Source organism: Bradyrhizobium sp. SZCCHNR1017 (genome assembly GCF_032381375.1).
Classification (GTDB): domain Bacteria; phylum Pseudomonadota; class Alphaproteobacteria; order Rhizobiales; family Xanthobacteraceae; genus Bradyrhizobium.
In genome coordinates, this window is record NZ_JAUHIR010000008.1 from 218,647 (window position 1) to 241,505 (window position 22,859).

The 22,859-nt window shown below is 65.3% G+C and carries 17 protein-coding genes; 9 read left to right on the forward strand and 8 right to left on the reverse strand.

Going from position 1 to position 22,859, the window contains the following annotated elements; all coding sequences use genetic code 11:
- Nucleotides 1-230: 230 nt before the first annotated feature.
- The 6 genes from QW863_RS21110 to mutY form a co-directional block, all read right to left on the reverse strand.
- On the reverse strand, nt 231-2,762 hold the full coding sequence (locus QW863_RS21110) for an HWE histidine kinase domain-containing protein (RefSeq protein WP_315717259.1): 2,532 nt from the start codon (nt 2,760-2,762) through the stop codon (nt 231-233).
- Nucleotides 2,759-3,352, reverse strand: a complete 594-nt coding sequence (locus QW863_RS21115; RefSeq protein ID WP_315717260.1) for a biliverdin-producing heme oxygenase — start codon at nt 3,350-3,352, stop codon at nt 2,759-2,761. The genes QW863_RS21110 and QW863_RS21115 overlap by 4 nt, the downstream gene beginning before the upstream one ends.
- Nucleotides 3,353-3,513: 161 nt before the next feature.
- Nucleotides 3,514-4,134, reverse strand: coding sequence for a glutathione S-transferase family protein (locus QW863_RS21120; RefSeq protein WP_315717261.1), 621 nt, complete (start codon nt 4,132-4,134; stop codon nt 3,514-3,516).
- A gap of 870 nt (nt 4,135-5,004) precedes the next feature.
- Complete coding sequence (locus QW863_RS21125; protein WP_315717262.1) at nt 5,005-5,793, reverse strand: hypothetical protein; 789 nt, start codon at nt 5,791-5,793, stop codon at nt 5,005-5,007.
- Nucleotides 5,794-5,896: 103 nt separating this feature from the next.
- Nucleotides 5,897-7,360 carry a DUF262 domain-containing protein gene (locus tag QW863_RS21130; RefSeq protein WP_315717263.1) on the reverse strand — a complete coding sequence of 488 codons (1,464 nt, stop codon included), beginning with the start codon at nt 7,358-7,360 and terminating at the stop codon, nt 5,897-5,899.
- Nucleotides 7,361-7,670: 310 nt separating this feature from the next.
- On the reverse strand, nt 7,671-8,774 hold the full coding sequence (gene mutY / locus QW863_RS21135) for an A/G-specific adenine glycosylase (RefSeq protein WP_315717264.1): 1,104 nt from the start codon (nt 8,772-8,774) through the stop codon (nt 7,671-7,673).
- A gap of 125 nt (nt 8,775-8,899) precedes the next feature.
- Here mutY and QW863_RS21140 point away from each other — a divergent pair, with 125 nt between their 5' ends.
- The 9 genes from QW863_RS21140 to QW863_RS21180 all read left to right on the forward strand — a co-directional run bounded on the left by QW863_RS21140 (nt 8,900) and on the right by QW863_RS21180 (nt 19,218).
- A complete protein-coding gene (locus QW863_RS21140; protein WP_315717265.1) occupies nt 8,900-9,379 on the forward strand; it encodes a DUF721 domain-containing protein in 480 nt (159 codons plus the stop codon).
- Nucleotides 9,380-9,497: 118 nt separating this feature from the next.
- Nucleotides 9,498-10,154 carry a DsbA family protein gene (locus tag QW863_RS21145; RefSeq protein WP_315717267.1) on the forward strand — a complete coding sequence of 219 codons (657 nt, stop codon included), beginning with the start codon at nt 9,498-9,500 and terminating at the stop codon, nt 10,152-10,154.
- A gap of 243 nt (nt 10,155-10,397) precedes the next feature.
- Nucleotides 10,398-13,862: a chromosome segregation protein SMC gene (gene smc, locus QW863_RS21150; protein WP_315717268.1), complete on the forward strand. Its 3,465-nt coding sequence runs from the start codon at nt 10,398-10,400 to the stop codon at nt 13,860-13,862.
- Between the two features lie 63 nt (nt 13,863-13,925).
- Entirely contained in the window at nt 13,926-14,912 is a 987-nt protein-coding gene (locus QW863_RS21155; RefSeq protein WP_315717269.1) for a small ribosomal subunit Rsm22 family protein, read from the forward strand.
- Between the two features lie 146 nt (nt 14,913-15,058).
- Nucleotides 15,059-15,487 (forward strand): hypothetical protein, encoded by a 429-nt coding sequence (locus QW863_RS21160; protein ID WP_315717270.1) that lies wholly within the window; start codon nt 15,059-15,061, stop codon nt 15,485-15,487.
- Nucleotides 15,488-15,676: 189 nt separating this feature from the next.
- Nucleotides 15,677-16,234 carry a LemA family protein gene (locus QW863_RS21165; protein ID WP_315717271.1) on the forward strand — a complete coding sequence of 186 codons (558 nt, stop codon included), beginning with the start codon at nt 15,677-15,679 and terminating at the stop codon, nt 16,232-16,234.
- A 33-nt stretch (nt 16,235-16,267) separates the two neighbouring features.
- A complete protein-coding gene (locus QW863_RS21170; RefSeq protein ID WP_315717272.1) occupies nt 16,268-17,467 on the forward strand; it encodes a M48 family metalloprotease in 1,200 nt (399 codons plus the stop codon).
- Nucleotides 17,468-17,731: 264 nt separating this feature from the next.
- Nucleotides 17,732-18,493 (forward strand): hypothetical protein, encoded by a 762-nt coding sequence (locus QW863_RS21175; RefSeq protein WP_009025709.1) that lies wholly within the window; start codon nt 17,732-17,734, stop codon nt 18,491-18,493.
- A gap of 56 nt (nt 18,494-18,549) precedes the next feature.
- Nucleotides 18,550-19,218, forward strand: coding sequence for a hypothetical protein (locus QW863_RS21180; RefSeq protein ID WP_315717273.1), 669 nt, complete (start codon nt 18,550-18,552; stop codon nt 19,216-19,218).
- Nucleotides 19,219-19,234: 16 nt separating this feature from the next.
- On the opposite strand, the gene QW863_RS21185 is transcribed toward QW863_RS21180, so the two are convergent.
- Together QW863_RS21185 and QW863_RS21190 are read right to left on the reverse strand one after the other, a co-directional pair.
- Nucleotides 19,235-19,774 (reverse strand): adenine phosphoribosyltransferase, encoded by a 540-nt coding sequence (locus QW863_RS21185; RefSeq protein WP_172133418.1) that lies wholly within the window; start codon nt 19,772-19,774, stop codon nt 19,235-19,237.
- 135 nt (nt 19,775-19,909) lie between these two features.
- Nucleotides 19,910-22,072 (reverse strand): anthranilate synthase component I, encoded by a 2,163-nt coding sequence (locus tag QW863_RS21190; RefSeq protein WP_315717274.1) that lies wholly within the window; start codon nt 22,070-22,072, stop codon nt 19,910-19,912.
- Nucleotides 22,073-22,859 lie beyond the last annotated feature (787 nt).

The window sequence follows — 22,859 nt, forward strand, 5'->3', positions numbered from 1 at the left end:
GCTGCGGAGGTTCCATTTGTCGAAACAATGTTAGAACAGCGGTGTCCTTTGGATGCGTTCTAATATTTTCGGGCTGTTTTGTCGCAGCAACAGTGGGAATAGTCGATGATCTGTCTCCCGTCGTGCGTTGTCGCGCTCATGTGCAACACGCGGATGTGAGAAAACCCAAGACTGCAATCATGAATGCCAATCACCGCGACGCGCAAAGCCGACCTTGATGCGCGTGCGACTCATTTGATCTTCGTCAATGCCTTCTCGACGACTTCGCGCGTGTACGGCTTCTGAATCACCGGCATGTCGGACAGCTCCGCCGGAATCGGCGCACGCTCGCCATAGCCGGTCGCGAACATGAAGGGCACACCGAGTTCCTTCAGCCGGTGCCCGACAGGCAGGCTGCTTTCCGCGCCGAGGTTGATGTCGAGCAGTGCAAAGCTCGGCACCGCGCGCTCGATCGACTTCAGCGCCTGACTGACCGACGCCGCGGTGTCGATGTGCCGCGCTCCCAGCTCGAGCAGAATCACTTCGGCGCCCATCGCGATGATCAGATTGTCCTCGACGATCAGCACCGTACCGGACAGGCGCGGCGTGTCCTCTTCCTTGCGCTGGTGCCTGGAGGGTGCCCCCGTCATCGCCGGCACCATCTGGACGAAATTGGCAGGGATCACGAAGCGCGCCTGCACGCCGAGCAGGTCGAAGCGGATCTCGGCGTCGCCCTTGAGGTCGAACGGCACCGAACGCTCGATGATGGTGGTGCCGAAGCCGCGCCGCGACGGCGGCTGCACCGGCGGCCCGCCGCTCTCCTTCCAGTCGATGACCAGGCTCGCCCCGGGATCGAGCCGCCAGATCACCTGCACCTGTCCTGTGGAGTCGGCGAGCGCGCCGTATTTCGCTGAGTTGGTCATCATCTCGTGCACGACGAGCGCGAGCGTTGCGAACGCCTTGGGGTCGAGCGCGACCTCAGGACCTTCCATGCGCACCCGTCCGGCCCTTGAGCCGAGATAGGCGCCAGCCTCCGATTCGAGCAGATGGCGGAGCGCGACCGGGGCCCAATTCAGGTTGGTGATCTGGTCGTGCGCCCGCGCCAACGCCTGGATGCGGCCGCCGAGCACGGACGCGAACTCCTCCACCGAGGTCGCCGTGTCCTTGCTCTGCGCGACGAGGCCGCGCACGAGACTGAGGATGTTGCGGACGCGATGATTGAGCTCGGCGATCATCAGCTCCTGCCGCTCCTGCGCGCCGCGGCGCTCGCGCGCGGCGAGCTCGGAGAGTTGCAGGATCACTTCGAGCAGCGTGACGCGCAGGCTCTCGGCGATGCGCAAATCCGCCGCCGTCCACGGCTTCGACTGGCCGGCCACCGTCTGCTGCCACAGCTCGAAGCTCTTGCGCGGCGTCAGGCGGGAACCGTTCGGGCCCTCGGCATAGCTCTTGTTCGGATCGCCCGCCCAGTTGACCGCGCGCAGCACCTCGCGGCGGAAGAAGATCAGGCAGTCGCGCGGCGTGCGCGAGATCGGAATGGCGAGGAAGCCGGCGGCGCGATCGCGAAATGCCTCGCCCGCCGCGTACACCTTGGCAATCTCGGCGCTGGCGCAGATGCGGCCGGGGGAGGTCCGGTTGATGAAGCCGATGAGGTCCTGCACCTCCTCTTCGGTCGGCGTCTCGCCGTCGAGCGTGATCTCGTCATCGGACCACACGGCGATGCCGTCGCACTCGATCATCTGGCGATAGTCGGCGACGAACTCCAGGATCGCGCGCTTGCTGTGGGCCTGCGCGGCCGCGCGCTCGATCAGCCGCTCCTGGATCTGATGCGCGCGCGTCTCGTAGGCGATGTCGGTCTCGCGCTCGCGCGCCTCGAGCAGCCAGGAGTACATCTGACCGAACAGCTCGGCCGCAGTGCGCTTCTCGAACGACAGGTGATGCGGCGCATAATGATGGCAGGCGAACAGGCCCCACAGCTTGCCTTCGCGCAGAATCGAGACCGACATCGACGCGGCGACGCCCATGTTGCGGAGATACTCGATGTGAATGGGGGAGACCGCGCGCAGCACGCTCATCGACAGGTCGAGCAGTCCGGCATTGTGCGTCGGCGTCGACAGCAGCGGCGCCGGCGCGGCGTTGATGTCGGCGATGATCCGCAGCCAGTTGCGCTGATAGAGCTGCCGCGCCTGCTTGGGAATGTCCGAGGCCGGATAATGCAGCCCGAGGAACGGCTCCAGGCCGGAGCCCGCGACCTCGGCGATCACCTCACCCGAACCGTCGGGATGAAACCGATACACCATCACCCGGTCGAAGCCGGTCAGCAGCTTGAGCTGGCGCGCCGCCTCCTGCGCCAGGTCCATCATCCCCGTCGTCTTGCGGATGCGGCCGAGCATCAACCGCACCAGTTCGCCGGAATTGACGCCGGGCTCGATCAGACTGGGCTCGGCCTCGACGACGAGATACGCACCGGAAAAGTGGATGGCGAGATCGAAAAGCTTGCCACGGCCCTGCAGATCGACGCCGAACACGCGCTCGACCGCATCGGGGCCGCTGAGATAGTCGACCCTGGCGCGGATCGCGGCCGCGGCCGCCTCCGAGAGCACGGCGTCGAGCGGCCGCTGCAGCAGCCAGCCGATATCGCCGCCGAGAAAATCCGGCGCGTTCTCCGAGGCCATGCATATGGTGAAGTCCGACACCAGCGCCAGCAGGAAGCCAAACGGCTGAACCGTCCCGGGAACATGGATAGGCTCGCGATCGCAATTGGTGAGGTTGACCGGCTCGTTCATGCTGCTGCCATCGCCTTCGCAAACATCGCGAACGCTTCGCGCGCACTCACGATCATCCTGACTTCCTCGTCGGCCGTCGTCCGCGCCTGCGCGAGTTGCGACAGGAAGCTGCACCACAAGCCCTGCCGCGCGCCATGGCCGAGATAGCGCGTCGCGCGTCTCACCCGCGGATCGGCGGAGGCCGCGACCATGCGCAGCAGATAGGCTGCGCCGAGCCGAGATCCCTCGAGTACGTAGAGCGTACCGAATACGCCCGCACGGTCGAGCGAGGGCGCGGGAAGGTCCATCGGAACCGGCGCGGCACCGAAATCCGCGAGGTCGCCGGCGATCGCCTGTGCCCGCCGACGCTGCGGCCAGTCCTGGATCAGATCATCCACCCCGGCCTGGTCGAGCGCCGCCTCCAGCGGTAGCAGCGCGGCTGCGCTGGCCTGCAGGAACCGGCGATAATGAACCGTCGTGGTGAGATCGAAATGAACGAGCCCCTCATCCAGCACGCGGTGCGCCGAGGCCGTTGCCGCCTTCAGTCTCTCGCGGATGCCCTCGGTGCCGGTCGCGCGCAAACGGTCATCTGAAACGGCAGCCGGCAACATCAAGGGGTCCCAGAAAAGGAGATCGGTCGCAGGCGCGCCACGGCCTCCTGCAACGTCGATGGCCGGAGCTGGGTTCCGGCTTCGCGCGGCTATTTTTTCCGCTCTCCCGATGCGCCATGCTGGCGGGCGCTGTTCCGACGCCATGGCCTCGAGGATGGCCGTCAGCCCGCCAGCTCGGCCAGCGCCTTCTTGACGGCCGGCCGCCCGGACATGCGGCCAAAATGGTCGGCGACCTTCGGGAAGGCGTTGATGTCGACGCCGTCGCCTTCGAGCCATTGCGCGATCGTGAACAGATAGGGATCGCAGATCGTGTACTGCTCGCCCATCACCCACGGGCCGCGCAGCATCTTCTGCTCGATCAGCGCGAAGCAGGCGCCCATCGTCTCCGGCACCTTCTTCTTCATGTCGGCGAAGGAGGACTCTTCGGTGGCCCAGCGATAGCCCCGCATCTTGTGCGCGTGGGCGATGTGGACCGTCGAGCAGAGATAGCTGTTGAACGACTGCACCTCGGCAAAGGCGAAGACGTCGTCGAGTGGCGCAAGCCGCGACTCGGGAAAGCGCTGCGCGACATAGGCGAGCATCGCCGGCGTCTCGGTCAGGACGCCCTGCTCCGTCACCAGCGCCGGAACGCGCCCCTTGGGATTGATCGCGAGATAGTCCGGGCTGTTCTGCTGGTTGGTCTTGAAGCTGAGCTTCTCGGCGACGTAGTCGGCGCCGGTCTCGGCCAGCGCGATGTGTGAAGCGAGCGCGCAGGTGCCCGGCGCGACATAGAGCTTGAGCATGGTGATCCCTGACAGATGATATCCGACCCTATCTGCACCGGTCCGGACCGTCCACCCCTGGCCGCCCGCGTGCGCCGTCATGAGCGATCTGCATTCTGCGGGCCGCGTGCTCGACCCGCACGGATCCGGACACGACCCATGCCGATCGATGGCGATGCGACGACAGACATCCCGATGAAGGACATGAGCTCACCCTCTCGCGGCGCGCCGCGCCCGAGGTGTTGCCGAGAAGGACCCTCGCAAATGAGGAGGGCGCAGGGAATGCCGGGCGCTGGCCGCAACCCATGGCCCGCCTGCAGAAAGATAAGCAGGCGGCAGTCACCACAGGTCCAGCCGGTCATCCGGCATTCCCTGCGCGATGGGCTTTACGTCTTATACGTGATCTCCCTGGTGCGCCGAGCTTTCTGGCCACCATCCCCGCGCGAAGCGAAGCCTCGTCGTGAGTTGACATCAGCGTCGGGATGTCAGGACCACACGATTTCAACGTCCGCGAAAGACCTCGCACCCGCACTACGCCAGCAAGCCGCCGCAGCGCTGTACGAGACCGGTCGACGTCGCTCGTCCTGACGACGCCGTCGCAGCCACCGCATCCCGCCCCGCGTGTCGTGACGACGCGTACGCCCCTCCTGCCGGGACGGAACGGGGCGGATAAGACACCTGATTTGGGGTTGGAGTCAAGAGGAATTCTGAAAAACGGAATATGATCCTTGCGACGGATCGGGATCGCGGGCAAGGTCGGATCATTCTGCGCGTCGATGCGATCGGCGCCGATCTGCACGATGCAGCCGTTTCGTCGGACTCCTCGTCAGGGTAAATTTGGTGCCGCAATTCGCATCTTGATCAGTATCGGCCCTTATCTGTAGACACTGCTCAGGTCTGCAATTTTTTCAGCACCATCTCCGCATCACCCCGGACCATGGCTGCTCGAATATCGAACGGTGATCCCTCGGCGTTCTGGTGGACAAGCGAGACGAATTCGCCGAGGTCTTTCCAAAACTGATTCCACTGCGGCAACGTTGCCCCTCCGATCGGCCTACCCGACATGATGGTGTCTAGGTCGGCATGGACAGCCAATTTGTCTCGTGCATCCTTGATGCGACTCCGGTGCTCGTCCATGCTGGCTTTGAGTATAATCAATTGCGCGTGCAGCGTCTCGAACCTCCCTAAACCTAAGATATTCGTAAAGAATTCGACAGTGAGGTTCTTGTTACCAAACTTGTCAATCCAAGGTTCGGTAACACGGCAAGCGGACACGATCGCGAACTCGTTGAAAAGCTGCGCCAAATCTTCAAAAAACCGAGGCGCGACGCCTTCCATAGCTGCGTATTCAGCCTGGGTACCCTCCGCGAATATCCTCACGTAATACTCAAATACGGATCGCATGTAGACGCAGTGCTCTGCGAAGAGCCTAATCTCGTCGCGTGAAACCCACAATCGCCTGATACGATGCTCGTCTTGATTGATGACACTCTTCCGCAAATAGTCACCGAACATCATTGCGACCACCACGTCAGTAAAGACGAAGCGGTGCCAACCGCCGCCTTCCGGCACCCACCAGAACGAGCAATTGCCCTCTTTAGCTAGACGCGATGCCTCTGCCCGTACTGTCTTAAAGTCGTCCCCCAAGCCCTGAACGGCCATCGCGTAACTCGCCGACATGCCCAAACACCTTTGGATTCGGATCGTTTCGTCGTCGGTAGAGGAGCTAGCTCGGCGACGATCGCAGAACCTTTGGTCGAAGCTGGAACCTCTTTTCAGCGTGTCAATTCGAACCAGCTTCTATCGACAAGCCGTTATCATCGTCGATTTCGTCAAATGGCTCATTGTCGGTTACAGCAATAGCACTCGAAGATGCTCCGTGAGCTTGAGCTTCCGCCCATTTCTTTGCAAAGGCAGCAGTGGCCCTTGCTCCCTTCGGATGACACTTATCCCTGTGAACCAGCGCCCCATTCTCAAGGGTGGTCCCGCCGCCTTTACCATGCTCCTCGACGTGATGAATCTCCATCTCGGGCCACGGCACCTCGTTGCCGCAGACAGCGCAACGCTTCTTGTCCCGATAATAGACAAGCTCCCGCTCCAAGGCGCCATACAGGCGTTGTGGGTCCTTTAGTTGGGGATTGAGCTTTTCCCGCATCTTTGCAGAAAAGAACTCATGGCGGCGTTGAATCACATCAGCACGATCGCTGTTGACGCGCGTGTGCACACCGTAGCGCAGCCAGTATTCTCCTGGGCTCGCATCATCTCGTGTCTGCCTTCCCAGAGCAAATTGATGTCGGAAGTAGTCGAAGGCTGACGCAAACTCTCCCTCCCATCCGCGGGTGTAGTCATCCATCAAGCTGTCCACTAAAAGAACAAGGTGGATCGCTTCATGTCCAATTATTTTCGAGCGCTTTTGGTCGCGCAGCAATTTTGTCAGCTTATCAAAAATTTCGAACAGCCGCCGCGCATCAGCCGACTCTGAATCAAAACCAAGATTTTCGTAGTAGAAGTCATCCACCGCTTCCGCCTTAATGTCACAAAATGAACCATTTTTATCAAAACGTCTCTTGAAATAGAGCACAGCGATCTGCGCCGCCAACTGGCGAAACTTACCTCGGTCTTGCACCTTTTGTGCGCCCATCAATATGTTAAAAAAATCGTGCCCAGGGTAGCGAGCCAAACCAGGTTTGCCGCCAAGGCGAAGGATAAAATCCGTAAATTGGCCCGGCCACGCATCGCGCTTTTCTTGAGCGTTTAATGGCATTCCAGACTGAAGCCGAACAAACAGGTCTCGCGCTTCATTGGAGTCGTGAGTTTCGATCCGAACGATGCGGAGCGGAGTATCGAGAAATCGCGATTTTGTGTCCTCCGCAAGATCATGAAACGATCGTCGTCCCCAGGGACACTGCTGGCGTTTAATGAAATCTGGGAATCGCGCTTCGGCTTCGTCGAGTTCTGGGTCGAACAGTTTAAATGCGCCTTCGTAAAAATCTGACAGGGCGTTGATACGTTGCTGCCCGTCTATAACTTCGTATCGTTCACTAACGAGCTTTCCAGCGGCTTGTCGAATATGGTGCAGATAAATAAGCGGAATTGGATATCCACGCAGAACGGAATCGATCAGTTTCTTTTTTTGAGAGACCGTCCACACGCTTCCGCGCTGATATTCTGGATTAACGACCAACATTTGCTGTGATTTAAGATCAAGCAGGTCGCGAACCTTGAGATCATCCGGGTCAGCCTTCATCGATATCCTCTCTCGCGCAAGACAATAGATCCGAGCGGAAGCCGACGGGACCTATCGGTGCTCGTTGGAACCTACAATGGCCTTCTTCCGGTTACAACTTTACCGGGCAACGCTGTGAATGATCGACAGGCGATGCCCCGAGGTTATCGTAGCGGTAGGCTACGATCCAGCGCACCCAATTCGCCGAAATGGTGGGCACGGCGCGCGCGAGCGCAGCATCAAGCGTGTCGTGTAATGTCGGGGCTGGCCCTCTTGCCCCTACGTCAGTTGGCTCGCGAACAGCCTTTCAGCCTCTATCACGGGCGCAGCCTTACTCTCCAAGCCCATGCGCGACGACCTTGCGCATCACGTTGGGCAGCGCCTCGCCGTCCAGCGTCGCGATCGGCACCCAGCGCATGCCGTCCGGTGCGCGTGTCCGCGCCGGGACCTTAGCGGTATAGACCACGAGCTCCAGTGGGAAATGCGTGAACACGTGGGTGACGACGCCGAGCCTGCGGTGCCAACGTTTCACGCCGGCCAGCTCCGGCGCTTGCGCCAGCGCGTCGGCATCGTCCTGCCCGGCCAGCCATTCCGAGCCGGGAACCTCGGTCATGCCGCCGAGCAGGCCCTTTGCAGGGCGCGAGCGCACCAGCAACTCGTCGCCTCGGACGACGACGAAGGCGGCGCCGCGCCTGAGCGTACCGGTCTTCTTGGCGGCCTTGCGCGGAAACGTCTCCTGGTCGCCGCGGTCACGCGCCGCGCAATCCTCGTTGAGGGGACATAGCGCGCAGGCCGGCTTCTTCGGCGTGCAGATGGTGGCGCCGAGATCCATCAGCGCCTGCGCGCTGTCGCCGGCGCGCGACGGCCCGAGCAGGGTCGCTGCCAGCGCCTGGATCTGCGGCTTGGCCTGCGGCATCGCCTCTTCCACCGCGAACAGCCGCGAGACGACGCGCTCGATGTTGCCATCGACCGGCATGGTCAGCCGATCGAACGCGATCGCGGCAATGGCCGCCGCGGTGTACGGACCGATGCCGGGCAGCGCGCGCAGCCCCTGCTCGGTGTCCGGGAACACGCCGCCATGCTCGCGCAGCACGGTGACGGCACAGGCATGCAGGTTGCGCGCCCGCGAATAATAGCCGAGGCCGGCCCACATCCGGAGCACGTCGTCGAGCTCGGCGCCGCCGAGCGCCGAGACATCAGGCCAGCGCGCCAAGAATTTCTCGAAATACGGCCCGACCGCCTTCACCGTGGTCTGCTGCAGCATGATCTCCGACAGCCAGACGCGATAGGGATCGGAGCGCTGCCCGGCCGGCGCGCGCCACGGCAGCCGCCGGCGGTGGCGGTCGTACCAGGCGAGCAGTTGTGCGGGGCGCTCGGCGGAGCCGCGATTCTCTGGTCGGCTCTTGCGCTTGGAAGGAAGGGCTGATGACACCATTGGCTTAATCTAGTACGTCAGGAGCCATCGTCGCCCGCTGGACCGCCGTCTCGTCTGCGGCATCCACGGCTTTCTTCGAGCCCAGGCGGCTCGGACGGGCGGCAGACCACGAGAAGCCTGCATCGATGGCAAAGCCCGGCCGCCTCACCGCAAAACCGCTGTCGCTCATGATGGGCGACGTGCTGACGGCCGCCTATGCCAAGCAGGGCTTTGCCGCGCGCGAGCTGGTGACGCGCTGGCCGGAGATCGCGGGGCGCGAGATCGCCGAGCACGCCCAGCCGCTGAAGATGCAATGGCCGCGGCCGGTCGAGGGCCAGCCGCAGGAGCCGGCGACGCTGATTTTGCGCGTCGAGGGGCCGATGGCGCTGGAGATCCAGCATTCGTCGGACGTGATCCTGGAGCGGGTCAACCGCTTCTTCGGCTGGCACGCGGTCGGCAAGCTGGCGCTGCGCCAGGGGCCGCTGTTGCGCCCCCCAGTGAAGCGCCGCCCGGTGCCGCCCGATCCGAAGACGGTCGCGAAGGTCGCGCAGACCCTGACCGCGATCGAGGACGACGCCCTGCGCGACGCGCTGGCCCGCCTGGGCGCCGCCATCAAGCGAAATTGACGCTGAGGCTTTGATCCCCATTTGCCGCCCGGCATTGCCTCCGGGTGGGTTTCAAGCTAGCGAAAAGCCGAGTTACGAGCGTTTCAGGCGCGAGATGCGCCCATTTCGGAGCAGAGCCTTGATCATCACCCGCCGCGCCTTCACCGCTGCCCTGTCGCTGACCGGCCTCGCCGCTCTGGCCGGCTTCTCCCCGCTGCGGCTGATCTCGGACGCGATGGCGCAGAGCGCCGCCGATGTCGCCAAGCCTCAATCGTTGCCCGACATGGCGATCGGACCGGCGGACGCTGCGGTGACCATCACCGAATACGCCTCCATGACCTGCCCGCACTGCGCGGCGTTCAACGCCACCGTGTTCCCGAAGCTGAAGGCCGAATACATCGATACCGGCAAGATCCGCTACATCTTCCGCGAGTTCCCGCTCGACATCAAAGCCGCCGCGGGCTCGATGCTGACGCGCTGCATCGCCAAGGACGACGCGCAGAAGTATTTCGCGGTCACCGACATGCTGTTCCGCTCGCAGAACGACTGGGTGGTGAAGAACACGACGGAGACGCTGACGCGGATCGGCAAGCAGGCCGGTCTCAGCCAGCAGCAGGTCGAGGCCTGCCTCAAGGACCAGGCGTTGCTCGACAAGATCGCCGCCGACCAGAAATATGCGAGCGACATTCTTAAAGTCGATTCGACGCCGACCTTTTTCATCAACGGCGAGAAGATCAAGGGCGAGGCTTCGATCGAGGAGTTTCAGAAGAAGATCAACCCGCTTCTGAAGAGCTGATTCGAATCACTGAGTCATCAAAGACACAGCGCGGCCCCTCAATGGGGCCGCTTCTGTTTCGTGGGCCGTTCGCCACGAGAAAGCCTTGGAAAAGCAGGCCCGGCGGGTTGCCCTGGGGACCAGCCCTCGCCATTGTCCCGCCCTCAGAATGAGGCGCCAGGGCGACTCAGTCCACATTGACATTGCCTTCCATGGTATTGTCGGGGCTGGGAGATTCGTCTCCCGCCAACAGAGAATCTGTGCATGAAACTCACGCGTCTTCGTCTTCACGGTTTCAAGACGTTCGTCGAACCGACTGACTTCGTGATCGAACCCGGCCTCACCGGCGTCGTCGGTCCGAACGGTTGCGGCAAGTCGAATCTGGTCGAGGCGCTGCGCTGGGCGATGGGCGAGACCTCGCACAAATCGCTGCGCGCCGCCGACATGGACGCTGTCATTTTCTCCGGCTCGAACACGCGGCCGTCGCGCAACCACGCCGAAGTGGTGATGACGATCGACAACAGCGATCGGACCGCGCCGGCCGCGGTGAACGACCGCGACATTCTCGAGATCTCGCGCCGCATCGAGCGCGAGGCCGGCTCGGTGTATCGCATCAACGGCCGCGACGTGCGCGCCCGCGACGTGCAGATCCTGTTCGCCGACGCCGCCACCGGCGCGCGTTCGCCGGCGCTGGTCCACCAGGGCAAGATCGGCGAGATCATTCAAGCGAAACCTGAGCAGCGCCGCCGCGTGCTGGAAGACGCCGCCGGCGTCGCCGGCCTGCATGCCCGCCGCCACGAGGCCGAGTTGCGGCTGAAGGCGGCGGAGACGAATTTGCTGCGCGTCGAGGACGTCATCGGCCAGCTCTCCGGCCAGATGGAAGGCCTGCGCAAGCAGGCGCGGCAGGCGATCCGCTACCGCGAGGTCGCCGCCAAGGTGCGCAAGGCCGAAGCGACGCTCTATCACCTGCGCTGGATGGGCGCGCATGCCGACCTCAACGACGCCGCGCATGTGCACGATGTCGCCGTGCGCGAGATGGCGGAGCGGACGCGCGAGCAGGCCGAATCGGCCCGCATCCAGGCGATCCGTTCGTCGCATCTGCCGGCGCTGCGCGAGGCCGAGGCCCGCGCCGCCGCGACGATGCAGCGGCTGAAGAATGCCCGCGATCTGCTCGACCGCGAGGAGGTGCGCGCCAAGGAGCGCGTTAGCGAGCTCGATCGCCGCCTGATGCAGCTCACCGCCGACGTCGCGCGCGAGCAGCAGCAGAACCAGGACGCGCAGGTCGCGCTGCAACGTCTTGAAACTGAAGACGCGGAGCTGAAGGAAGAGATCAAGGCGCGCGTCGAGATGCGCAGCGGCGTCGACGAGCGCGTCGCCGAGGCCGAGGCTCTTCTCGCTGAGACCGAGCGCCAGTTCACCGAGCTGACGACGCAGCTCGCCGACCTCACCGCGCGCCGCAACCAGCTCGAAGCCAACGTCCGCAGCCATCGCGAGCGTCTCGCCCGCCTCGACCAGGACATCGCCAATGTCCGCGCCGACGAGGAGCGGCTGGCGCAGGAGACCGCGCATCTCGGTGATCTCGACACGCTCGCCGCCTCGCTCGAAGCGGCTGAGGAATCCGAGGCGCAGGCCGAGGCCGCGGTGCAGACCAACGAGTCGGCGCAGGCCAATGCGCGGCAGAAGCTCGAAGCCTCACGCGCCCCGCTCGCCGAGGCCGAGAAGCGGGTGCAGCGGCTGGAGACCGAGGCGCGCACCATCTCCAAGATGGTCAACAGCGAGACCAAGAATCTGTGGCCGCCGATCATCGACGGCGTCACCGTCGCCAAGGGATATGAGAAGGCGCTCGGCGCCGTGCTCGGCGACGACCTCGATGCGCCGGTCGATGCCTCCGCGCCGATGCACTGGACCGTCGCCGGCGCCGAGGTCACCGACCCCGCGCTGCCCGACGGCGTCGAGCCGCTCGCCGCTTACGTTCAGGCGCCGCCGGAGCTGTCGCGCCGCCTGGCCCAGATCGGCGTGGTGTCGCGCGACCGCGGCGCTCAACTCGTTTCTCAACTCAGGACCGGCCAGCGGCTGGTGTCGCCGGAAGGCGACGTCTGGCGCTGGGACGGCTTCATCGCCGCCGCGCATGCGCCGACCGGCGCGGCCCGCCGTCTCGCCGAGCGCGCCCGCCTGATCGACATCGAGGCCGAGCTGGAGCAGGCGCGCATCGATGCCGCCAACAAGCGCCAGGCGCTGGAGAGCGCCGAGGCCGAGGTGAAGGCCGCGACCGCCGCCGAGAGCGCCGCGCGCGAAGCCTGGCGCGCCGCGCAGCGCGAGGTGAACTCGGCGCGCGAGCGCCACGCCAATGCCGAGCGCGAGATCAATCGCCATTCGGCGCGCAAATCGGCGCTGGTCGAGGCCTCGACCCGCCTCGCCCATGACCGCGCCGAGATCGCCGAGCTGCACCAGAATGCGCTGGAGGCGATCGAGGAGCTGCCGGCGACCACCGAAGCCGATGGCCGGCTGGCGGCCGTGCGCGCCGAGATCGAGGCCAAGCGCCGCGCCGCGGCCCAGGTGCGCGCCGAGGCCCAGGCGCTGGCCCGCGAGGCCGAGCTCGCCGACCGCCGCGTGCAGGCGATCATCAACGAGCGCAACGACTGGTTCAACCGCATCCGCGGCGCCGGCTCGCAGATCGCCACCATCGAGGCGCGCATCGCCGAGGTGAGGGACGAGCGCGCCGAGCTCGACAACGCGCCGGAGATCTTCGCCGAGAAGCGCAGCGCGCTGATCGACGAGCTCGCCATCGCCGAGGAGGAGCGCCAGGTCGCGGCCGACGCGCTGGCCGAGGCCGAGACTGCGATGGGCGACACCGACCGCGCTGCGAAAGCGTCGCTGGAAGCGCTGTCGAAGTCGCGCGAAGCGGCCGCCCGCGCCGAGGAGCGGCTGGAGAGCGCCAAGCGCCGCGTCGGCGACGTCGAGCGCGAGATCCACGACATGCTCGAATGCGAGCCGCAGGCGGTCGCGGCGATGGCCGAGATCGGTCCGGACACGCAACTGCCGCCGCTGCACGAGATCGAAGAGACCTTGGAGAAGCTGCGCCGCGACCGCGAGCGGCTCGGCGCCGTCAACCTGCGCGCCGAGGAAGAACTCACCGAGGTCGAGGGCTCGCATACCGCGCTGACCACCGAGCGCGACGACCTCGTCGAAGCCATCAAGCGGCTGCGCCAGGGCATCCAGAGCCTCAACAAGGAGGCGCGCGAGCGCCTGCAATCCTCGTTCGAGACCGTCAACGACCACTTCAAGCGGCTGTTCACCGAGCTGTTCGGCGGCGGCGAAGCGGCGCTGCACCTGATCGAGAGCGACGATCCGCTCGAGGCGGGCCTCGAGATCATCGCCAAGCCGCCGGGCAAGAAGCCACAGACGCTGTCGCTGTTGTCGGGCGGCGAGCAGGCGCTGACGGCGATGGCGCTGATCTTCGCGGTGTTCCTCACCAACCCTTCGCCGATCTGCGTGCTGGACGAGGTCGACGCACCGCTCGACGACCACAACGTCGAACGCTTCTGCAACCTGCTGCACGAGATGAAGGGCTCGACCGAGACCCGCTTCATCATCATCACCCACAACCCGATCACCATGGCGCGCATGAACCGGCTGTTCGGCGTCACCATGGCCGAGCGCGGCGTGTCGCAGCTCGTCTCGGTCGCGCTCGACGAGGCCGTGAAGATCCTCGACCAGCAGGTGGCGTGATCTTGCTCCGTCATTCCGGATCGCCGCCTGCGCGGCGCCCGGGCTGACGCGTGGAGAGGACCGATGATCTCTCCTGATCTGCCCGCCGCGCTGAAGGCGTCCCTCGAAGCCATGCTGCACGGGCAGTCGCGGCAGGATGCAGCGGCCCGGGCGGCCCGCATCTCGGCCGCCTACCGCAGCGGCGGCAATTCCGGAACGATCACGAGCGACGCCGACGCCATCGCCTACGCCACCGTGCGGATGCCGGCGACCTACGCGGCGGTTGCAGCCAGCCTCAATGCCGTGATGCAGGCGAGCCCGGACTTCGCCCCGGCCTCGCTGCTGGATGTCGGTGCCGGACCAGCGACCGCGAGCTTCGCTGCGGCGGAAGCGTTTCCGCTGCTGGCCTCGTTCAACGCCGTCGATTCCAATCCAGCGTTGCGCACGCTGGCGCTAGCGCTCGCTGACGACACGATGCGCCTCCGCGACCTCTCTTATGCGCTGGGACCGGCGCGAGCGCTGCTCGATCGTGCCGGAAGTGCCGATCTCGTCATCGCCAGCTACATGATCGGCGAGCTGACGGAGGCCGAACGCTCTGCGACCGTCGATGCGCTGTGGGCCCGGACCGGCGATACGCTGCTGATCGTCGAACCCGGCACGCCCGCCGGCTATCAGCGCATCATGGCGGCCCGTGACCGCCTGATCGCAGCCGGGGCTCATGTCGCGGCGCCCTGCCCGCACGCAGCGCCGTGTCCCCTCGTGGCACCGGACTGGTGCCACTTCGCCCAGCGGCTGGCGCGGTCGCGGGCACATCGCGAACTGAAAGGGGCTGACGTCCCGTTCGAGGACGAGAAGTTCAGCTTCGTTGCCCTCACCCGCAAGCCAGCAACGCATCGGCCCGCCGCGCGCGTGCTGGCGCCGCCGGCGGTCACCAAGGTCGGGGCAACCGCGAAGCTGTGCCAGGCGGATGGTGCCGCCAGGGTCGTCAGCGTTTCGCGGCGCGACAAGCCCGCCTTTGCCGCCGCGCGGCGCTGGGACTGGGGCGACGGCGTGGAGCCGCCAGGTTCGTAGATACCTCGGCCGACGGCCCATGGTTAACGATGGGTCGTATTCGTCTCTCATTTTCGCGATTTCGCGAAACCGGCGAGAAATCCGCGCTTGCTACGGTGAGCTGCAACGGGGCGCTGAAGGCGCTGCTCACTAGGGAACGCGTTTCGATGTTCAGGACGATGATGATCACCGCCGCGCTGCTGGCTTCGGCAGGAACGGCCCTGGCAAACGGCCACGGTGGTGGATCCTCGGCACCGCCCCCACCGAAGCAGGAGGGCCCGCCGGCCAAGGCCATCGTCGGCAAGAATGGCCCGGTCCTCGTCGACCCAAAAGGAATGACGCTCTACTATACCGAGCGGGACAACACCGGGAACAAGTCGACCTGCGACGGTGCCTGTGCCGAGAAGCGGCCGCCGCTGATCGCCCCCGACAACGCGACCGCCAGCGGCGACTTCACCGTCATCACCCGCAGCGACGGCAAGAAGATGTGGGCCTACCGCTACCGGCCGCTCTACACCTCGCAGCTCGACAGCGCCCCCGGCGATATCAAGGGCAACGACCCCACGCAGCAATGGCGGGTCGCCCGTCCCTATTGAGCCCTGCGCATCGTTGCCTCCGACGCCAATTCGGTCGCCTGGGCGCCCATCGAACGGACCGGCCAGGCTCAAGCGACTTGAACGGGCATCCCCCCTGATGCGACCAATGCACGCCGGTCCACCTGCGGACCGGCGGCGCCGTCGCGTGTCGGCCGCCTCGTCCTCCTGCCCTCTCCCTCGGAGCCCGTCATGTCCGGCTGGATCGTCCTCGGCATCATAGTCATTCTCGTGCTGTTCGCCCTTGGCGCCTACAACCGGCTGGTCGCCCTCAGCCAGCGGGTCGGCCAGGCCTTTGCCGACATCGACGTCCAGCTCAAGCTGCGCCACGACCTGATTCCGAATCTGGTCGAGACCGTGAAGGGCTACGCTGCGCATGAGCGCGGCACCCTCGACGAGGTCATCAAGGCTCGCAATGCGGCGATGTCGGCGCAGGGCCCGGCCCAGGTCTCGGCCGCCGAAGGCCAACTTTCCGGCGCACTCGGTCGCCTGATCGCGCTGTCCGAGGCCTATCCGGACCTCAAGGCCAACGCCAACTTCCAGCAGCTCGCCGGCGAGCTCTCCGACATCGAGAACAAGATCGCCGCCAGCCGCCGCTTCTTCAACAACGCGGTCCAAGAGTATAATACCGGCATCCAGCAGATGCCCGCCGCACTGTTCGCCGGGACCTTCGGCTTCACACGCAAGGAGTTCTTCGATCTCGGCGCCAGCCGGACCGAAGTCGAGGCCGCGCCGAGCGTCAAGTTCTGATCCCGCGCCCTCCGCGCTGAAGGGTCCGACGCCATGGCCGCCTACGGTCTCTACACCCACATCGCATCGAACAAGACCCGTTCGGTGCTGCTGCTCGGCGGCCTGTTCCTGCTGATCTACGTGCTGGTGTTCGCCGGCGCGCTGATCGCGGAGGTCATGATCAACGGCAATGGCAGCGTCGCCTATTACATGAACGCGGCCACCCGCGACCTGATCAGGGCGCTGCCCTGGGCCACGCTGGGCGCGGCGGCCTGGATCGTGATCGCCTATTTCTTCCACCAGAAGATGATCGACGCGGTCACCGGCGGGACCGCGGTGACGCGTCAGGAGCAGCCGCGGCTATACAATCTGCTCGAAAATCTCTGCATCTCGCGCGGCATCACCATGCCGCAGCTGAAGATCATGGACAGCCCGGCGCTGAACGCCTTCGCGACCGGCCTGAACCCGCGGCAATACGCGGTCACCGTCACGACCGGCCTGCTCGACGCGCTCGATGACCAGGAGATCGAGGCGGTGCTCGGCCACGAGCTGACCCATATCCGCAACGGCGACGTCCAGCTGATGGTCGTGGCCGTCATCATCGCCGGCGTGGTCGGCTTCTTCGGTGAACTGTTCTTCCGCCTGTTCACCAACATGAGCTGGGGCGGCGGCTGGGGTCGCTCGTCGTCGTCCTCCTCCTCGTCCGACTCCGACCGCAAGGGCTCCGGCGGCGGGGCCATCATCGTCGTGATCATCGCGGTGGTGCTGATCGTGGTGGCCTGGCTGCTGTCGCAGGTGGTCAAGCTGGCGCTGTCGCGCACCCGCGAATACCTTGCCGATGCCGGGTCGGTCGAGCTGACCAAGAATCCGGACGCCATGATCACCGCCCTGCGCAAGATCGAAGGGCGCGGCGAACTGCCCGGCGCCACCTCCGCCGTCATGGAATTGTGCGTCGACAATCCGCGCGAGGGCTTTGCCGACCTGTTCGCCACCCATCCCTCGGTCGATGCCCGGGTCCAGGCGCTGATCAGGTTCGCCGGCGGCCATGATCCGGGCCCGATGGCGCTGCCCACGGACGAGGCACAGCCGGACGACACCGGCGCCAACGCGACCGAAAGCGACGCTCCGCCACCGTTGCCGTCCGGTGGTCCCTGGGGCCAGGCCGATGGCCCGGCCCCGCCATCTGGCCAGGGTCAAGCCGCTCCCCAGGGACCGTGGACCACCCCCGCGACCGGTCCCTGGGGCCGGCACTAGTCGCCGCCTTCGCCGCGGAATTCAGCCGCCAATCCCGTGCGACGGGCAATTGTCCTGCCATTCGCTTGCAAGTGCTTCCTCGCCGGCTCGAACGCCCGGGCCGGAATGCCTCCGATTGCTCCAGCCTGTTGCGGCGAAGGCGCAAATTTCCCCGGTCCCGTGCTGCAATGAATTTGAATTCTCCAGCGTTTCTGCCATGTTCGCGCCCAAAGCAGAATGCAATGCGCCGGCCCCCTGGCCGGCCTCAGGGCTGAAGGACTTTCCATGGCGAAACCGGCAGTGGTTGTGGTGGGTGCGGACAAGGGCGGGGTCGGCAAGACCACGGTGTCGCGGACGTTGCTCGATTATTTCAGCGCCAACAACGTCCCCACCCGGGCGTTCGACACCGAGCATCCGCGCGGCACCTTGAAGCGTTTCCACCCGGAGATCACCGAGATCGTCGACATGAATTCGACGCCGGACCAGATGAAGATCTTCGACACGCTGAGCGCGGTGGCGCCGTCGGTGACCGTGATCGACGTCCGCGCCGGCCTGATGTCGCCGACGCTCGCCGCGCTCCGCGACATCGGATTCCTCGACGCCGCCCGCTCCGGCCAGATCACCTTCGCGGTGTTCCACATCCTGGGCTCGTCGATCGCCTCGCTCGACGAGATCGCCGAGACCGCGAGCTACATGATCGGTGCGAAATATTTCCTGGTGAAGAACTTCATCAACAACACCAGCTTCTTCGAGTGGGACCAGTCGACCTACAATTCCTACTTCCACCGCATCAAGGACGCGACCGAGCTGACCATCCCGAAGCTGAACGAAATGGCGTTCGAGCAGGTCGAGGTCGCCTCGGTGCCGTTCCTCAAATTCGTCGCCAACAAGGGTCCCCGCGACGAGGCCGCCAACTACTCCTTCGTGCTGCGCGGCTATGTCCGGCATTGGCTCGCCAACGTCTGGAGCGAGTACGACCGCATCAAGCTGACCGACATCGTCGGCTCGACCAAGGCGGCGGCGCCGCGGCCGGCCGGGGAAAAATAGCAGCTCCGTGAAGGATGGGACTTTATCGCAACCGCATTTGACCTGATATAGGTCGGATGCCCGCGACGCCTGTCTACATCGTCTGCTCGCCCCGGCCGCAATCCGGGAAGACGCTGCTTGCGCGGGTGCTGAGCGAGTTCCTACTGCTGAAGAACGGCCAGGTGCTCGCCTTCGACGTCACCTTGCGCGAGCCGTCGCTGCTCGACTTCCTGCCGCAGATCACGGAGACCGCGACCATCGAGGACACCTACGGCAAGATCCAGCTGATGGACCGGGTGATCCTCAACGACGGCATCCCCAAGGTGATCGACCTCGGCTACTACTCGTTCGACGAGTTCTTCAAGATGTCCGAACAGATCGGCTTTTTGAAGGAGGCCGCGCGGCGGAACGTGGTCCCGATCATTCTGTTCTGCGCCGAAGGCGACCGGGTCTCGATGCGCGCCTACGATGCCCTGCGGCGCCAGATCCCGAAGCCCCAGCTGATCGTGGTCGAAAACGACCACGTCCTTCGCGAGGAGCTCCCCGACCTCTACAGCCGCAGCAAGCATCTGCACATTGCCGCCCTGCCCGCGTTCCTCAGAACCTATATCGAACGTTTTTCGTTCTCCTTCACCGGCTACCTGCGCCAGGAGAAGGACCCCTCCACCGAGCTCTATCAATGGATCCGGCGCAACTACTATGCGCTGCGCGAGATCGAGAACGAGCTTCTGATGCAGCGGTCCTGACGCCGCCGCGCGCTTCTCAGTGCCCTTCGAAGGAGATCAGCGTGCGCACGGGCACGTCGAGCGCGCGCAGCTTGGCGGCGCCGCCGAGATCCGGCAGGTCGATGATGAAGCAGGCCGCCACCACGGTCGCGCCGATCTGGCGCAACAGCTTCACCGCGCCCTCGGCCGTGCCGCCGGTGGCGATGAGGTCGTCGACCAGGATCACGCGCTCGCCGGGCTGCACCGCGTCGACATGCATCTCCATCTCGTCGGTGCCGTATTCCAGCGCATAGGACATGCTGACCGTCTTGTGCGGCAGCTTGCCTTTCTTGCGGATCGGCACGAACCCGGCCGACACCTGATGCGCCACTGCGCCTCCGAGGATGAAGCCGCGGGCCTCGATGCCCGCGACCTTGTCGATCTTGGAGCCGGCCCAGGGATGCACCAATTCGTCGACCGCGCGGCGGAACGCGCGCGCGTCCGCCAGCAGGGTCGTGATGTCCCGGAACAGGATGCCCGGCTTCGGATAGTCCGGAATGGTGCGGACGGTGTTCTTGATGTCCAGATCGAACGTCATCGTGCTCTCATTGCCTCGTTTGGCCGTGACCGCGAGGAATTCATCATTGCGAGCGAAGCGAAGCAATCCAGGGCCGCGAAAACAACTCTGGATCGCTTCGTCGCTCACGCTCCTCGCGATGACGGCAACCACCTCTCACCCCGGCTGATTGAGCCGGAACGCATTCTCCACGATCCTCAAACCCACGGCATCGCCGAGCGACATCAGCGATTCCGGATGGAACTGCACGCCGCCGACCGGCAGCGTCTTGTGCTCGATCGCCATCGCCACGCCGTCCTCGGTTGCCGCCGTGACGGTCAGCACCTCCGGCATGCTGTCGCGCTCGACGAACAGCGAATGATAGCGGCCGATGACGATCTCGTTCGGCAGGCCCTGCATCAGGCGGCCGCCGCGCACCTGGACCCGCGAGGGCCTTCCATGCGCCGGCTGGGCAAGCTGGCCGAGCTGGCCGCCGAAATACTCGCCCATCGCCTGCACGCCGAGGCACACGCCGAAGATCGGCAGCTTCTTCGCGAGCGCAGCGTCGATCGTCGTCGAGATCTTGAAGTCCTCGGGGCGGCCTGGCCCCGGCGACAGCACGATCAGATCCCAGCTTCGTTCGGCGAGCATCTTCAGCGCGTGGACATAACGCACCACGGTGACGTTGGCGCCGACCTGGCGGAAATAGTCGGCCAGCATGTGAACGAAGCTGTCGTCGTGATCGATCAGCAGCACGTTCTTGCCGGAGCCGGTGGCATCCGGCGCGGTCGACGACAGCGGCTTCGGCGGATCGCCGCGCAGCGCCTGGAACAGCGCCGCCGCCTTGACCTGGCACTCACGATCCTCGGCCGCGGGATCGGAATCGAACAAACAGGTGGCGCCGACACGGACCTCGGCGAGCCCGTCCTTCATGCGGATGGTGCGGATCGTCAGGCCGGTGTTGATCGAGCCGTCGAAATTCACCGCGCCGATGGCGCCGGCATACCAGCGCCGCGGCGAGCGCTCATTGTCCTCGACGAACTGCATCGCCCACAGTTTTGGCGCGCCGGTCACGGTCACGGCCCAGGCGTGGGTCAGGAAGGCATCGAGCGCGTCGAAGCCCGGCCGCAGCATGCCCTCGACGTGATCCACCGTGTGGAACAGTTTCGAGTAGGTCTCGATCTGCCGGCGCGCCAGCACCTTGATGGTGCCGGGCACGCAGATGCGCGCCTTGTCGTTGCGGTCGACGTCGGTGCACATGTTGAGCTCGAACTCGTCCTTCTCCGAGTTCAGGAGCTGGCGGATCTGCTCGGCATCGCCGATGGCGTCGCGGCCGCGGGCGATGGTGCCGGAGATCGGACAGGTCTCGACGCGACGGCCGTCGGAGCGGACGAACATCTCGGGTGAGGCCGAGACCAGGAACTCGCCGTCGCCGAGATTCATCAGCGCGCCATAGGGCGACGGATTGATCCGGCAGAGCCGCTGGAACACTTCCGCCGGCGAGCGCTCGCACGGCTCGGCAAAGAGTTGGCCGGGCACCGCCTCGAACAGGTCGCCGCGGGCAAACGCGGCGCGGGCCTTCTCGACCGTCGCCTGGTACTCGCCGGGCGCGTGATCGGCAAACCCCTGGCGCGGCTCCTTGAGATAGATGCTGGCGTCGGTGTCGCGCGACAGGCCTTCCGTCGACTGTCCGTTCCAGGAAAAATCATAAGACAGCACGACGCCGCGGCCGGTGGCGCGGTCGTAGGCCAAGAGGCGATCCGGCACGTAGAGCACGATGTCGCGCTGGTCCTTCTCGCGCGGCCGCTTCTGCTGGAGGTCCTCGATCTGGAACACGAGGTCGTAGGCGAAGGCGCCGAACAGGCCGAGCAGCGGGTCGTCATTGGCCGAGAGCGCCGCGATCATCGCCCGCACCAGCGACATCACGCTGGCGCGCCGCGTGCGCTGGTCCTCCTCGACCGGGGCCGGGCCGCGGACGATGTGTCCGGCGAGCCGCGCCGGCGAAGCTTCGGTGATGACCACACAGGGCTCGCGCAGCGTGTCCTTCAGGAACGCGATCAGCACCTCGCCGCGGCGGTTCAGCGCCTGCAGGGTGAAGTCAGTGCCCTTGGTCTCCAGCACCAGCGGCGGATCGGCGAAGCCGAGGTCGAAACTCTCGTAGCGGCCGGGCACGGTCGTGCCCGAGGACAGCACCACGCCACGGCGGCGGTCGAGCAGGTTGATCAGGTCATCGAGCCGGCTGGCGCCACCGGAAAACTGCTCGACGGCGCGCGTGATCGCGAGCCCGCTGGAGGTGCGGTAGTCGCTGCGGGCCGGAAGGGCGAAAACGGTCCTGTTCATGGGGTCCTCTTGGGCGTCCTCTTACGGAATTTACCGAGGAAACGCCACACAGGACCAACCGGAAGCCGCCGCTGCGTGGCGGCCCCTCTGCGATCTCATGTCACACAAATCGCACCGGCCACCTTTTACAAGGTGCGCCACCAGAGACGGGCTGGGCGGACAAGGGTGCTCATGGGGCGGAACTGACCACGGCGGGCAGCCGGGGTCAAGGGCGGCGGGGCCACAAATGGGGGTGTGATGCCTCAGCCGATCAACAGAGGCGCCGCGGGCCGGCTGCCCGATACAGCGCCCTCGCCCCTTGTGGGTCCCCTTGTGGGAGAGGGCATGTGCGGCCCATCCGCTAACGCGGTTGGGTGAGGGGTCTCTCTCCGCAGCGGCGCTTGCAGAGGCATACCCCTCACCCAACCGAGCATGCCGCTCTGTCCTACATGCCCTCTCCCGTAAGGGGCGAGGGCGCAATAATACGCACCGGCGAGCCGAAGGCACTGGCGCCGACGAGAATGACAAAGGAATATGCAGCAGCATTCTCGCGACACATGATGCCCGAGTGATGATCATCAATTCCGCCCTCCAAGTCGAGGGCGCAGGAAAGGCCGGGCATCGGCTGATGCCCGTGGCCCGCCTGCAGCAAAAAAAGCAGGCGGCAGTCACCACAGGTCAGCCGGACGACCGGCCTTCCCTGCGCGATGGTCTGACGGCTTATACGCACTCTCCCCGGGGACCGGGCTGTCTTGCCCCCGTGACCGGCGGATCATCATCACCACCGGCGCGGCCTCAGCGTCGGGAG

Coding starts and splice junctions, on each gene's coding strand:
- QW863_RS21110 (WP_315717259.1), bottom strand. CDS start 2,762: ATGAACGAGCCGGTCAACCTCACCAATTGCGATCGCGAGCCTATCCAT.
- QW863_RS21115 (WP_315717260.1), bottom strand. CDS start 3,352: ATGTTGCCGGCTGCCGTTTCAGATGACCGTTTGCGCGCGACCGGCACC.
- QW863_RS21120 (WP_315717261.1), bottom strand. CDS start 4,134: ATGCTCAAGCTCTATGTCGCGCCGGGCACCTGCGCGCTCGCTTCACAC.
- QW863_RS21125 (WP_315717262.1), bottom strand. CDS start 5,793: ATGTCGGCGAGTTACGCGATGGCCGTTCAGGGCTTGGGGGACGACTTT.
- QW863_RS21130 (WP_315717263.1), bottom strand. CDS start 7,360: ATGAAGGCTGACCCGGATGATCTCAAGGTTCGCGACCTGCTTGATCTT.
- mutY (WP_315717264.1), bottom strand. CDS start 8,774: ATGGTGTCATCAGCCCTTCCTTCCAAGCGCAAGAGCCGACCAGAGAAT.
- QW863_RS21140 (WP_315717265.1), top strand. CDS start 8,900: ATGGCAAAGCCCGGCCGCCTCACCGCAAAACCGCTGTCGCTCATGATG.
- smc (WP_315717268.1), top strand. CDS start 10,398: ATGAAACTCACGCGTCTTCGTCTTCACGGTTTCAAGACGTTCGTCGAA.
- QW863_RS21155 (WP_315717269.1), top strand. CDS start 13,926: ATGATCTCTCCTGATCTGCCCGCCGCGCTGAAGGCGTCCCTCGAAGCC.
- QW863_RS21160 (WP_315717270.1), top strand. CDS start 15,059: ATGTTCAGGACGATGATGATCACCGCCGCGCTGCTGGCTTCGGCAGGA.
- QW863_RS21165 (WP_315717271.1), top strand. CDS start 15,677: ATGTCCGGCTGGATCGTCCTCGGCATCATAGTCATTCTCGTGCTGTTC.
- QW863_RS21170 (WP_315717272.1), top strand. CDS start 16,268: ATGGCCGCCTACGGTCTCTACACCCACATCGCATCGAACAAGACCCGT.
- QW863_RS21175 (WP_009025709.1), top strand. CDS start 17,732: ATGGCGAAACCGGCAGTGGTTGTGGTGGGTGCGGACAAGGGCGGGGTC.
- QW863_RS21180 (WP_315717273.1), top strand. CDS start 18,550: ATGCCCGCGACGCCTGTCTACATCGTCTGCTCGCCCCGGCCGCAATCC.
- QW863_RS21185 (WP_172133418.1), bottom strand. CDS start 19,774: ATGACGTTCGATCTGGACATCAAGAACACCGTCCGCACCATTCCGGAC.
- QW863_RS21190 (WP_315717274.1), bottom strand. CDS start 22,072: ATGAACAGGACCGTTTTCGCCCTTCCGGCCCGCAGCGACTACCGCACC.